The 14,243-nt window shown below is 39.6% G+C and carries 9 protein-coding genes; 7 read left to right on the top strand and 2 right to left on the bottom strand.

The genetic code is table 11. From position 1 onward, the window contains the following. Positions 1-19: 19 nt before the first annotated feature. From JNUCC23_RS21085 to JNUCC23_RS21060, 6 genes are all read left to right on the top strand, one after another. The gene (locus tag JNUCC23_RS21085; RefSeq protein WP_454213445.1) at positions 20-1,354 is read left to right on the top strand and encodes a UDP-glucose dehydrogenase family protein; all 1,335 of its coding nucleotides are present in this window, start codon (positions 20-22) and stop codon (positions 1,352-1,354) included. Positions 1,355-1,592: 238 nt separating this feature from the next. After that, complete coding sequence (locus JNUCC23_RS21080; protein ID WP_454213443.1) at positions 1,593-2,879, top strand: nucleotide sugar dehydrogenase; 1,287 nt, start codon at positions 1,593-1,595, stop codon at positions 2,877-2,879. A gap of 45 nt (positions 2,880-2,924) precedes the next feature. Next, on the top strand, positions 2,925-3,635 hold the full coding sequence (locus tag JNUCC23_RS21075) for a WecB/TagA/CpsF family glycosyltransferase (protein WP_454213441.1): 711 nt from the start codon (positions 2,925-2,927) through the stop codon (positions 3,633-3,635). A 6-nt stretch (positions 3,636-3,641) separates the two neighbouring features. Further along, positions 3,642-5,168 carry a murein biosynthesis integral membrane protein MurJ gene (gene murJ, locus JNUCC23_RS21070; protein ID WP_454213439.1) on the top strand — a complete coding sequence of 509 codons (1,527 nt, stop codon included), beginning with the start codon at positions 3,642-3,644 and terminating at the stop codon, positions 5,166-5,168. A 10-nt stretch (positions 5,169-5,178) separates the two neighbouring features. After that, positions 5,179-6,453 carry an oligosaccharide repeat unit polymerase gene (locus JNUCC23_RS21065; protein ID WP_454213437.1) on the top strand — a complete coding sequence of 425 codons (1,275 nt, stop codon included), beginning with the start codon at positions 5,179-5,181 and terminating at the stop codon, positions 6,451-6,453. A gap of 471 nt (positions 6,454-6,924) precedes the next feature. Then, on the top strand, positions 6,925-7,068 hold the full coding sequence (locus JNUCC23_RS21060; protein WP_454213435.1) for a hypothetical protein: 144 nt from the start codon (positions 6,925-6,927) through the stop codon (positions 7,066-7,068). A gap of 97 nt (positions 7,069-7,165) precedes the next feature. Here JNUCC23_RS21060 and JNUCC23_RS21055 read toward each other — a convergent pair whose 3' ends face one another. Together JNUCC23_RS21055 and secA2 are read right to left on the bottom strand one after the other, a co-directional pair. After that, positions 7,166-8,056, bottom strand: a complete 891-nt coding sequence (locus JNUCC23_RS21055) for an accessory Sec system S-layer assembly protein (RefSeq protein ID WP_454213434.1) — start codon at positions 8,054-8,056, stop codon at positions 7,166-7,168. Between the two features lie 57 nt (positions 8,057-8,113). Then, the gene (gene secA2, locus JNUCC23_RS21050) at positions 8,114-10,468 is read right to left on the bottom strand and encodes an accessory Sec system translocase SecA2 (RefSeq protein ID WP_454213432.1); all 2,355 of its coding nucleotides are present in this window, start codon (positions 10,466-10,468) and stop codon (positions 8,114-8,116) included. Between the two features lie 264 nt (positions 10,469-10,732). Here secA2 and JNUCC23_RS21045 point away from each other — a divergent pair, with 264 nt between their 5' ends. Next, positions 10,733-14,236, top strand: coding sequence for a S8 family peptidase (locus tag JNUCC23_RS21045; protein ID WP_454213431.1), 3,504 nt, complete (start codon positions 10,733-10,735; stop codon positions 14,234-14,236). Positions 14,237-14,243: the final 7 nt, after the last annotated feature.

Genomic DNA, 14,243 nt, shown 5'->3' with positions numbered 1-14,243 from the left:
AATGAAAGGAAAAATGAAAATGAAAATTACAGTTGCAGGAACAGGCTATGTGGGCTTAGTGACAGGAGTTTGTTTAGCAGAAGTTGGTCATAATGTGATCTGCTATGATATAGAAGAAAGTAAAATAGAAATGCTTAAAAACGGCAAATCTCCAATATATGAACCCGGAATTGAAGAATTAATCAATAAAAATCTTCAAAATGGAAACCTGCGTTTCACGACTGATCCAGTAAGTGCATATAGTAAGGCTGAATTTATCTTTATCGCAGTAGGGACTCCAGAAAGTGAAGATGGATCTGCAAATCTAAGTTATGTGGAACAAACGGCATTAACGATCACAAAGTATATCAGCCGTTCTGTAGTGATAGTAACAAAAAGTACAGTTCCAGTCGGTACAAATGAGTGGATTAAACGCGTCATTAAAGAGAGGGTTAGTCCTGAGTATCAAATTGACATTGTCTCAAATCCTGAGTTTTTACGTGAAGGAACAGCCGTTCATGACTCCTTCCACGCAGAAAGAATTGTGATTGGTTCTGACAACCATCTGGCAGCGGACCGTGTTGAAGAGATATTTGCACCATTCCAAGTACCGATTGTAAAAACAAATTTACGAAGTGCTGAAACAATCAAATATGCTGCGAATGCATTTTTGGCAACGAAAATCAGCTTTATCAATGAAGTAGCGAATTTCTGTGAAAAAACGGGAGCTGACATCGAGGACGTCGCAAAGGGAATGGGAATGGACAGCAGGATTGGGAATAAATTTCTCAATGCTGGAATTGGATTTGGTGGCTCATGCTTCCCGAAAGATACGAAGGCACTCCAAACGGTTGCGAACGAATATGATTATCATTTCCGTATTTTAGATTCCGTCATTGAAGTAAATAATATACAAAAGAAGCGTTTAATTCAAAAAGCGAAGGAAGTACAAATACCTCTAAATTCGGCAACTGTTGCAGTACTCGGACTGGCCTTTAAACCAAATACAGATGATATTAGAGAAGCACCAGCTATTGAGTTAATAGAAGATCTTCTTAAGGAACATGCGACAATCAAAGTGTATGATCCAATTGCCTTAAATCATGTATATGCGAAGTTCGGCGAAGCCATCAGTTACTTTAATAGCATCGACGAGGCAATTCTTAATACAGATTGTGTATTCATTACAACAGAATGGAATGAAATTAGGAACTATCCATTAGATAACTATCAGAAATACATGCGAAACCCGCTTATTTTTGACGGAAGAAATTGTTATTCTAAATCAGATATTCAAGCCTACAACATCGAATATCACTCGATTGGAAGAGCTATACATCTTTTGGAGAAACCAGAATCTGAACATAGGACATAAAATAATCCTTATGTGTCGCCCACGTGTGTGCTGCATTATGTTAAAATAGATTTGTTCATCTCCTTATGGCGAAAAACTACCCGGATTTGGTGGTAAATGGATGATCACAAAGAACATCCCCTTCGCAACATTAAAATAGATAAGGTATAATTTCTGTTTAGAGAATATAAGTAATCAAAATTCCAGGCGATATATATTCCGTTATATTACGGAAGACATGAAAGGAAGAATACTATTTATGAACAAGAAGCTTTGTGTCGTTGGACTCGGATATATCGGCTTGCCTACAGCTGTGATGTTTGCGAACCATGGATTAAAGGTACATGGGGTCGATGTGAATGAAAAAGCTGTCTCTTTAATTAAGAATAAACAGCTTCATATCGAAGAAAACGGCTTACAGGAACGCCTTAATACAGCTATAGACAATGGGAACTTTACCGTATCGACTACTCCTGAAGAAGCGGACGTTTTTATTCTTGCTGTTCCATCTCCAATCAATGAAGATAAGACGGCAAATCTTGAATATGTGCGTTCAGCTACAAAGGCTATTGCGCCTTTTATTAAAAAAGGCAACCTAGTCATTCTAGAATCTACAGTACCTCCACGTACAGTAGAAGACGTAATGATGCCTGTTCTAATAGAAACAGGTTTGAATATTGGTACAGAGCTATTCGTATCTCATTCACCTGAACGAGTGATTCCAGGGAAGGTATTTGAAGAGCTGGTTAATAACGATCGAATTGTAGGCGGAATTAACAAAGAATCTGCGGAAATGACGGAAGAGCTGTACCGTGTCTTTGTAAAAGGTACAATTCACCTAACAGATGCTACAACGGCAGAAATGGTGAAAGTTATAGAGAATACGTACCGTGATGTAAATATTGCGTTTGCGAACGAATTAGCGAAGATCAGTGAACGAATTGGCGTGAACGCTTGGGAAGCTATTAAATTGGCCAATTTCCATCCTCGCGTGAACATCCATACACCAGGACCAGGTGTAGGTGGTCATTGTATTGCTGTTGATCCTTGGTTCTTAGTCGAATTACAGCCTGAATTTGCAAAACTTGTTCATTTGTCAAGAACAATCAATGATTCAATGCCGCAGTACACGGCTGAAAAGACAAAGGACATTCTCGACTCTAAGCAGATTCAGCATGGCAGAGTATCCGCATTAGGTCTAGCGTTTAAAGCGAATATTGATGATACTCGCGAAAGCCCATCATTGGAAGTAATAGAAAATTTAAAAACGCTCGGAATAGATGTTGTGGCATATGATCCGCATGTGAAAGTGAATATAGCTGATTATCAAACGCAGGATCTGACAGAAGCACTGAAACATTCAGATATTATTCTTGTGTTAACAGAGCATTCAGAGTTCCAGAACATCAACCCACAGGAAATAGCAGATGTTGTCAGAACAAAAGTCGTCATTGATGCTAAGAATTTCCTGAACCGCAAGGAATGGGAGCAAGCAGGTTTTGAAGTATATGTACTAGGAGACTCCAAAAACCGAACACTTGCCTAAGCTATTTAGCGAAGGCAGGTAACTTCACTTTGGATAGGTGATATGATGAAAGAAAATTTTTTAGGGGTGGATGTTTGTTCGGATAATTATGAACAGCTTACTGTCTCTTTGTTAAATGATATAGAATCTGATAAGAAGTCCTTTATTGTGGCCATAAACCCTGAAAAAATCATGAAGGCTCAAGAAGATGAGAAGCTACGTAACTTGTTGAACCAGGCAAGCTATCAAATTCCCGACGGCATCGGAATCATCGTTGCTTCCAAAATGAAGGGCGGTAAGATCCGTCAACGGGTTACAGGAATTGATATGATGCTAAAGCTTTGTGAGACAGCATCAGAACATAATAAGAAAATCTTTTTGTACGGTGCAAAGCCAGGGATTGCAGACGAGGCAAAGATGTCGCTCGAAAAACAATTTCCAGCGATTCAAATCGTCGGCACAATCAATGGCTATGAAAAGGATCAACAGGTAATCCAGCAAACAATTAATGATTCGAAAGCAGACATCGTATTTGTAGCACTTGGCAGCCCAACGCAGGAATATTGGATTGTTAATAATATGAACACTCTCTATCCTTCTGTTTATCAGGGGGTAGGTGGATCTTTTGATGTCATATCGGGCAGAGTCCAGAGAGCCCCAGCAATATTTCAAAAGTTCGGTTTAGAGTGGCTGTATAGGCTGTTAAAGGAGCCTTGGCGCTGGAAGAGGCAGCTTATTCTTCCCCAATTTTTGCTAAAGGCATTAAGAAGGTCTTAGATCCTTATGTCAAAATTTAAACTTGCAAGTATTGTATTTCTGCTTTCTACTATTTTACTTAAATTTTCCAGTATGATACGAGATTTAGTCATTGCAAGTTTCTTCGGCAATTCGTATATGGCCGATGTGTATTTTGCTGCTATGACCATACCGAACACCATTGTTTTATTTATGCTGACGGGGATGAAGGATGCATTTTTACCAAGCTATTTCAAATTTGATAAACTGGGGCGTGGCTTTGCGCATTTAACCAATATCGTTAAAGGCACTTTCTGGATATCTCTTGCTGTTTCTATCGTAGGTATCGTACTGACACCATTGCTGATGAAATGGTTTTATCCGGATTTTGCATCCTACGAATTTGGAATGGAAATTGCAATTTGGACCTCTGGGGTCTACTTCCTGTCCATCGCATTGGTTGGCGTGAATGCTGTTTATGAAGGCTATTTCGATTCACAGCGAAAATTTTCTTTTTCTACCTTTTCGCAAACAATCGTTGTGTTTACCACGATCCTGTCGACCTGGATTTTTCATGAATCACTTGGAATTTATGCAGTTCCTCTAGGGTACTTACTTGGAACGGTGTTTTCCTTCCTGATGAAGATTGTGTATCTGACCCCAGGGAAATTCTTGGCTTGGAAACAAAAGATGGATTTTACCGAAATTAAATCCTTTTATCAAATTTTCGTACCAGTGGGATTAACCATTGCAGTAGGTCAAGTGAATTTAACGGTTAATATTATCTTTGCGGCAACGCTTGGCTCGGGAGTTGTATCAAGCTTGAACTATGCGTTCCGGCTAGTGAATATTCCGCAAGCAATCTTTGGGGTAACGATTGCCACAATCATATACCCAATTCTTGCGAAAGCGAGCTCAGACAAGAATTCGCCATTATTTAAAACGGGGATTGAAAAAGGCTTATCTTATATGTTCCTCTTTCTAGCTCCAACCGTTGTAGGAATGATTATCCTGATGGAACCGATTGTTCAGGTGGTGTATCAGCGTGGTGTTTTCGATGCTGCAGCAACAAAGGCAACAAGCACGTATGCATTGTTCTATATGGGATCTGTCCTATTTTACAGTATTCAAGCCGTCATTGCTAAAGGGTTTTATACGTTAGAAAAAGGGCACTATATGATGAGAATAGGGCTGATTTCGATTGTTATTAATATTATATCGAACTACTTCTTATCTCAGATATATGGACCTGTAGGATTAGCGGTTTCAGCTTCATTAGTTGGCTTTATCTATTCTGCCATCACTTTTTCTACTTTATATAAAATTTCCGGTGGATTCAGTCTACCATTTATCGGAAAAGAATATGTGAAAATCATAGGGGCAACTGCGGTTATGGCTGCAAGTCTATGGTACATTGAAAAAATAGATTGGATACAGAATCTGCATAATATTCCTTTCTTAGCCATGATGATCATCGTGGGGGCAGGGGTGTACTTCGCTGTTCTGTATGTATTGCGGACAAGTTCATTTATTGAACTCCTCGCCAAAGGAAGAAAAGCAAAAAAAGTTATATAGGAGTACGTACATGAAGGATAAACTTACATTTTTCAAGAAACTGAATAAGATTGACACCTTTTCACCATATTTCTTCTTTCCATTTATTTATGTGTTATATTTTTTCGTAAGCTTGTTTGATTTTAGCCGATTTGCATATTTTGATGTGAATCGGAATGTGTTTTTCCCATTATTTATCGGTCTTGTCGTGTACCTTGGTGCCGTCTACATTGCCGATAAGAAGGATTGGGTTTTTCCGTCGTTTGGGCTTTCAAGATTCCTAAAAGGAAAAACAATTTATTTTCTTTGGGCACTTGGGTTGATCGGCTTAATATGTTATTTAATCATGCTGTTTACTGGACAAGTCGGAATTTCGGATGAATCTATCCGCAGAAACCTTGATCCTAAGTTAAACTTCATGAGTGCATTGCTTTGGTTTGCGGTGATCTTCTTACTATGTGATAAGATCCTGAAAGAACAGGACTTAACTCGACGTAAGCAATTTAGTTATGGCATTATTTTATTAGTTGTGTTCATCCTCTTCGTCTTGATGGGGTATCGGACACCGATTGCTGTGATGTTCTTAACATCATTCATCGTTTTCCATTACATTATCAAAAAAATAAAGCTTTCATGGTTCCTAACAGTTTTAGTTGTCCTGGGACTGCTTTTCTCTCTATTTGGTTTCTTCCGTGTTGTTACAGAAGATACAACTAAGAAATTCAATGATCGAACAGGACCTAAAGTTGAAATCACTCAAGAAAGTGAGAATCAGAATCTCGCATTAATCAGAGAAATCAACAAAACACCTAAATGGGTTCGCGCATTAAACGGTGAAATGGTTACAGGACATATTGTATTAAGTAAAATCATGGAATATACCGATATACATGGTTACACAAAAGGCAGTCTACATGCTGGAATCTTTTCAACAATACTTCCTGGAGAACAGAAATCACCTAGAACAGTCGTAACAGACATGGTTAACTCATTAACGGTAGATGAAGGGAAGTACATCACAAGACCAGGACGAACAACCACTCCGACTTTCCCAGGCCAGCTATATGCGGAAGCTGGATATATCGGAATCATCATTGGATTTGCCATTTACGGTTTGGTCTTATCCATGCTCTATAATCAAGTGAGAAGGTCAGGAATTAAGTCGTATCAAACAGCAGCTTATGGATTTGTCACGGCAATTTTTACATTATCCATTCATACAGGCCTACTGGACTTGATCTTTATCCTGATGATTGGCTATGCAATTCTCTCGACGAGTATAGAAAAGACAGTTAGAAAAATTTAGTAGTCTACGCTTAATAATGCGAAATATCCGTTGAGTAAATACCTTATAAGTGGTAAAATATATTCAATGAGAGAATTCTTTCCTTTTCCTATATTGAACGGCAATTGGTTGGTAGCCTATGCCAGAAAGACACCTATTGATAGAAATAGGTGTTTTTCTGTTACGTAAAAAGGTGGAGTTAGGTCCTAAACGTATATTTGAAATGTTAGCGTAATATCGCATATGGCTCAGTCAGTTTTCCGTCTTGAGTTGACAAATTTTGCTCCGATGTGAAAACTCCATTATGGCGTGCCAAATGTAATTTTCGGCTCGTAATGTTTGAAAAGGATGGTTTAAACACGCAACAAGTCCAGCGTTTCCCCCTATAATCGCTCACCCCCGTATCATTCAGTTACGGGGGTGAGCGATTATAGGGGGTGTGTTGTATGATCTGGGTAGGGAGGTTCAATGGATTTTAGGAGAATCTTGCATATGAAGCAGTCTTTTTTTCGTCTTGAATCGCTAAACATGGCTCCGGCGCGAAAACTCTCCATTCTGGCGCGCAAATTTAATTTCCGGCTCGCAATGCTTGAAAAAGGAGGGGGAGCACGCAACAGGGCTGGTATTACCTCCTAAATATTGCACCACATGTAATCACTGATGTATCAGCCACGACCAAAAACCGGAATAGTTCACCCGCTATAAGGGAATCATTCCGGTTTCTTTCACAAATTTAATTTTGCGGTGGATAAGCTTTAAACGAAGATAAATCAAGCTCTTCTTTCCGGACAAGTTCTTTCGGGAAGATGAACGTCCAAGGTTTACTTGTGTTATTTCTTACTTCGAAACTCTCAAGCGTGAAGCCGCCTTTTGCGATGACATCACCCGTTGCATCTTCGACAACTAACGGAATTTGTTCTAGCTTAATCGATTTATCACTGCCGTTACGGATCAGCATCGTAATATGAAGGTTCCCTTCTGGTGATTGCTGTGCCTGCAGACCCATGAAATTTACTTCTCCTGATTTTGGAGGAGTTAAGCTGTTGATCATATCACGAAGCTTGTCTTTCTCCGCTTCTCCGAGACTCTTTTCCCAGCTTTCTTCAAGCTCCAATGTATGAGGTTTTTTCAGTTCAAAGGCAATCTTCCAGCCACTTTGTGGGATATCGGCCGGGGTTGACTCAGAAGTCGGAAATGAGAACTTCCAGGGAATACTGCTTTCCGCTGGGATTTCACCTAGCTGAGATAAGTCGAACTCATTCCGAGCAAGGACTTCTTCATTTTCCCCTAGAAGTAGAAGAGGTAATTTCTCGAATCGGATTGCCTTAGCCAAGCTATTACGGATGAAAGCAGATACAAGAATATTCGCACCATCTGAAACTAAATCAATCCCTGATAAAGAAACTTGATTTTCCTTAAGCAATGGTAATTCATTATTTAAAAATTGCAGATAATATTTATCTTCAACATTTACTTCGATAGCTGGGTGAATGAAGAGAGCCGTTTTTACAGTATGCTCCTCTACTGATCCATTCGTTGAGCTTCCTAATAGCTCTTCAGAAGAAAACGTAGAGTCGCCTCCTTTTTTTTCTGGTTGATTTTTACCTCGGTTAAAGAAACCCATCTGCTATTTCCTCCTATGAAAAGGGAGAGGATGACTCAAATCATCCTTTCCAAAAATTTAATCTCTTTGTAATCCTTGGTATAGAGAATACATGCGCATGCTGACATCACGTTCCAGTTGATAATACATATGAGAAAATAATTCGAATCCTTCTCTTGAATACGCACGCATTGGATCTTCCTGACTGTAGCTTCTTAAGCCTACGCCTTCTTTAAGATGCTCCATTGCTTCAATATGGCTCAACCAATGGGAATCTGTTACTGATAGCAAGGTGGATTTTAAAGTATGAATGAATGGCCCATCTTCTTCAATGAAATCGAATTGGCTGAGGTATTCTGGCAAGACGGATAACACTGGTTCCTCAAGAGAGACTTTGTTAGTAGACTCCTCCGGCCATTTAAATGTCTCAATTGGCAAAGTAAGCATAAGATTCGCCTTCATCTCGGCAATTGGCCATTTCTCGACAGGTTCGTCATCAGGACAGCTTCTATTCAATTCTTCATTCACATAGGATTGAATCATTTTCTTGGATAGCTCAAGAAGGTCCGTTCCGGCAATGATTTTATTTCGTAAATCATACACTGTAGTTCGCTGGATATTCATCACATCATCAAGCTTTAAATTATATTCACGAATTGAGAAGTTACTGCCTTCACAAATTCGTTGCGTGCGATTGATGAATTCGAGTATATTCTTGTTCAAAATCAAGCCGTTTTCATCCGTTTTCAAGGTTTTCTTCAATTTGGCCACATCATCTATGGCGAAACGAAGGAACATATCATCCTCAATCGAAATGAAGAATTCAGAGCGGCCAGGATCTCCTTGACGACCGGAACGTCCTTTCAGCTGATTGTCAACTCGGCGTGATTCATGTCGTTCTGTACCAATTACATAGAGGCCGCCTAGTTCTGCTACGCCATCTCCCAGTCCGATGTCGGTACCGCGTCCTGCCATATTGGTGGCAACGGTAATCATCCCTTTTTGTCCAGCCTGCTCAATCAAACTGACTTCTTGTTCAACGCTTTTTGCATTTAGGAGCTTGAATTCCAATCCTTCTGCTTTCAAATACTCAGCGACACTTTCCGATTGAAGGATTGAAGTTGTCCCAATCAGTACCGGCTGTCCTTTTTGGTGAATTTCTTTTACCTTTTTTGCGACAGCTTTGTATTTTTGTTTAGTTGTAGCATATACCTGATCTTGCAGGTCTTCTCGAAGCACAGGCTTATTGGTTGGAATCTGGACAACTTCCATATTGTAGATCTGCTGAAATTCTTTTTCCTCAGTCTTAGCCGTCCCGGTCATTCCTGAAAGCATAGGATAGAGGCGGAAATAATTTTGAATCGTTACAGAGGCCTGTGTTTTATTTTCCTCAGTGACCTCCACTCCTTCTTTTGCTTCAATCGCTTGGTGAAGTCCGTTGCTCAGTGATCTTCCTTCCATTGGACGTCCTGTAAACATATCAACAAGTAAAATCTTGCCCTCTTTAATAATGTAATCGACATCACGTTTGAACATCACATTTGCTCGAAGCGCCTGAATGACATAATGATATAACGTCTGATGCTCCAAATCGTATAGATTATCAATATCAAAGCCACGCTCAAGCTTAGCGATTCCTTCTTCGGTAAAATTGGTCGCTTTTGTTTCTGGATCAAAAGTATACTCTTGATTCTCTTTAAATGAACTCATAATTCGGGCACATAAGTAGCTCAATTGAGTGCTTACCCCATTTTTCCCAGCAATGATCAGCGGGGTTTTTGCTTCATCGATTAGTACACTGTCTATTTCATCGACAATGGAAAAATGAAAAGGGCGCTGAACTCGATCGCTAGTCTGATATACCATATTATCACGTAAATAGTCGAAGCCAAATTCCGTTCCCACACCATACGTGATATCCGCCTGATAGGCCGCTGCCTTTGCATCTGGCTGCATCATTGGGAGATTCAGCCCAACCGTCAATCCTAAAAATGTATGTATCGGTCCAATGGTCTCCATATCACGCTTGGCCAGGTAATCATTAACCGTAATCACATGAACACCTTTGCCCTCAAGTGCTCGTAAATAACTTGGCAGAGATGCAACAAGAGTCTTCCCTTCACCAGTCGGCATTTCTGCAATACTGCCTTCTGTTAATACCAAACCGGCAATAAGCTGAACATCATAATGACGAAGACCGAGAACTCTCTTGGCAGCTTCACGAACAACAGCAAATGCTTCAACCTGAATATCAAACACTGTTTTTCCATTTGTAAGCTGTTCTTTAAATTGTAATGTCTTATTCTGAAGATCTATATCGGACAGTTTCTCATATTCGGATTCAAGTGAATTTATTCTTTCGACAATTTTATTATAGTCTTTAAGCTTTTTGGATTGTGTATCTCCAACTAAATTTTTTAGATAACCTAACATATCATCTGCTCCTAATCTCTGAACCTTATCTACTAGAAATTAGTATAGCATTCTTTACATGTACTTTCATTATTAGGAAGAAAAGAACCGCGGACTATTTTTTACCATTTTAGTAAGTTTCGAAAATTATAGATAGAATATTTGGGGAAAATAGAGTAGACTGAAATAGGGAATTAATACATATATAGAAAATATTTACCATTAAACTTTAGCGGAATGAGAACGTATTATTTTCCGATTAATAGAATAATAGGGGGATTTTTTATGAGAAAAAAGCTTAAAGCTGGACTAAGTCTAGGACTGGCATCAGCACTAATCGTACCAAGTGCGGTCTCGGCTTCAGTTGTATCACCAGTTGACCAAATTCAATCAGGAGAATTCAATCCTGTTTCCGGTAAATTATCAGAAGAAAATGTATTAGCTAATAAAAAATTCCAAGAGAAAAGGCAGGAAGTCAGCAGTGATACACTTGTCATTAAATATAAGCAATCCTTGGGGAAAGCAATCCACCAAAAAGCAAAGGTAAAGGTTCAGAAGTCTCTTCCTTCACTTGGCTATGATGTGGTCAAGCTATCCAAGGGACAAAAGATGGCAGATGTGATTCACTATTATTCTTCTGTCAAAGGAGTCGTTTCAGCTACTCCAAGCGTTTACTTACAAACTGCTGCTTCAACAGGTGATCCGAAGAAAAAAGATAGCTATCATTTAAGCCTATTAAAAATAGATGAGGCACTTAAACTAGCAGGAAACCATGAAGTGACAGTAGCAGTCATTGATACGGGAATTGATACGAAACATCCAGAGCTTCGGTCCCAATTATTAGCACCATATAATGTGAATGATCCAGGCAATCAACCACTTGCTGAAGAACATGCTACTCATGTTTCTGGAATCATTGCCGGTGTTCAAGGAAATGGGATCGGCGCACACGGAATAAACCCAAAAGCGAAGATCCTACCCGTTGATGTCTTTGGCGGATTCTGGGGAGCCTCCGACTATTCGGTTGCAGAAGGAATTCTTTATGCCGTGGATCAGGGAGCAGATGTCATTAACCTCAGCTTGCGCACGTATTATCCAAGTGACTTGTTGAAGGATGCGGTTCAAAAAGCGATTGATGCGGGCGTTACCATCGTAGCTGCTGCAGGGAATGAAGCAACCGATGAATATGCTTATCCAGCATCATTTAAAGGGGTAATCGGCGTTGGAGCAACGGATAGTAAGAATACACTTTCGTATTTCTCGAACTTCGGTCCATCTGTTGACGTGGTTGCACCGGGAGAAGATGTCTTCAGCTCTGTGTATGACTATACAAAAGGCTCATCATTTACGAATATGAGTGGAACATCTATGGCTACTCCAATCGTTGCAGGAGCTGTTTCTTTATTGAAATCGAAATATCCTGATTTAAAGCCAGTTGAGATTGAAGCAATCTTGAAAAGCACAGCTACGGATCTTGGAGCAAAGGGCTATGACCTTAAATATGGCAACGGACTTGTAAATCTGACTGATGCATTAAAATTCGATTTAAAGAACCTTCCGAAAACAGTGACACTTTCCGATGAAGAGGCAAAGAAAACAGCGATAGTACTAAAAGGAGAAGGTAAAGAGTCTCAATCCGGATCCTTCACCCAACCTAACCAGAAGAACTGGTACAAAATCACGTTGAAAAAAGGGGAAGCTGTTCAAACGGTTCTTTCTGGATCTGCAGATTATGATTATGGCTTAGAATTTGACTTCGCGCCTGCGGTATCGCCAAAGGACAAAAAGGCGCCAGCGAAAATAGAAGTGAATGATGTAAAAGCAGGCGATAAAGAAGGTTATTTGTTTAAAGCTGAGGAAGCTGGCGATTTATATATTGCGGCCCACGATGTGAACGGAAACTATTCATCATCTGGAAAGTCAACATTCAAGCTTGAAATAGAAAAAGTTACAGAGCTGCCTAAAGACAACTCAAGCATCGATAACATTTTGAATATCCCAGCGCTTCCGTATTCAACTGAGCAAGATAAAAATGCTCCGTTTACATTTTTAGCTGATACTAATGAAACAGACAAGGATTACTTTACTTTTTCAGTTGAAAAACCAGAGTTAGTTAAGCTGGATCTATCTGGCGTACCAGGTGTGAATTCATCAGTAGCTGTTTATTTCAAAGAGGAATTTGAAGCCAATCCTCCTAAAGACGGGTTTTCTGAAGAAGGTGCCTATCCAATCGCTGGAGTCGATAAAAATCGTTCAGGCAAAGGAGAAAGCTTAGCGTTTGAAGCTGTGCCAGGTATGGAATATGTAGTCGAAGTATCAGGAGCACCTGATTTCCGCTTCTTCACGTTTGATTCCATTTTTGATCTTATTTCCTTCACAGAAGGAGGAGCATCAAGCGTAATCCCGTACACTCTGACACTTGAAGGAGCAATACTTCCGAAAGACGAAGACAACTACCCAGTTCAGCCTACTTTGGAAGAGGAATATACTTCTGAAGATATGTCAGCAAAAGAATATCAAACCGCTAAGAAAGCACAATTCAAGACAGCTGAAACTATTGCTGAAAACATCGAGCAATTCAGATGGTTTGAGAAAGAAGATATGGAGATTATTAAAGAAAACGCCCTACCATACCAAATTGGTAAAGAGGTCAAAGGTTATTTGCAAGTGCAAGGTGATTCCGATTTCTTCAAACTTGCAGCTGACGCAAATGAAATTGTTGAATTAAGCTTTGACATGGCTGATGCTCAGTATCCAGCTATCACCATTCTGGAGTACGACGAAAAAGCTGATGATATGTATCCTGTACTGGAAATGGGATACTTTTATAGTGAAAGTAACAATAATACATTCAAGACAGCTCTTGCCGTTGAGAAAGGAAAAACCTACTACGTACAGCTAAAAGATGAATCCGGTGCGATTTCAGGATCACCTTATACTATGGAATCCAAGAAGCTTATGAATGTACCGGTTGATCAGGATATTGATCAAAGCGAATTTATTCGTGCTAAAGTATTGAAAACAGGACAAACTGTCAAGAATCATTTAATTTATGGAAATGACCTTGATATTTATTATGTGAAGAATACAGGTGCGGAGAAACTGTCCAATTTGCGTATTACACCTGAGAAGCTGACAGCTGAGAAGAAGCAACAATTACCGGAGATCCTTCGTAATGATCTGTGGGTTGCTGCAACGGTTGTGGAAGATACAAATGGAAACTTGCAGTTGGATGGAAACGAGTATGGAAAAGCTGTTACCTTCGGACCTGATTTCTACAGCACGGACACAGATCTAAATGCTGCATTTAAGACGAAGAAAAATACTGCTTACTTTATCGTTGTTGAAAGCTTGCAATATGGAGTTACATCTATCTTGCCTTACACAATAACAGTGAGTGACGCAAAGGGTGCTGATGAAGATGGGGCTTCAGTTGTGAAGAACAATATTCCTTCTAAGCCACTAGCGCTGAAAAAAGGAAAAAATGACTTAAATGCAACAGGTTACTTCAATGCAGGTGTAGCCTTTGGTGACAAAGACTACTACAAACTTGATGTAGCCAAGAACAGCTCAGTCACAGCGATTCTTAAAACGGATACTGTCCTTGACGGTGCTTTGAAAATATTCAACGCAAATGGACTTCAGGTTGCTACCATTGATTACTATGGTAAAGGCATCGATGAACAATATACACTGGACTTAGCAAAAGGAACGTATTATCTTGAGGTACGTGAAGCTTTAGGAAGAACAAGCAATATTCCTTACCAACTATCTGTCCAGATGAAATAATGACAAA

This window comes from Peribacillus sp. JNUCC 23, assembly GCF_053653995.1.
This window is presented reverse-complemented; position numbering and strand designations above follow the sequence as displayed.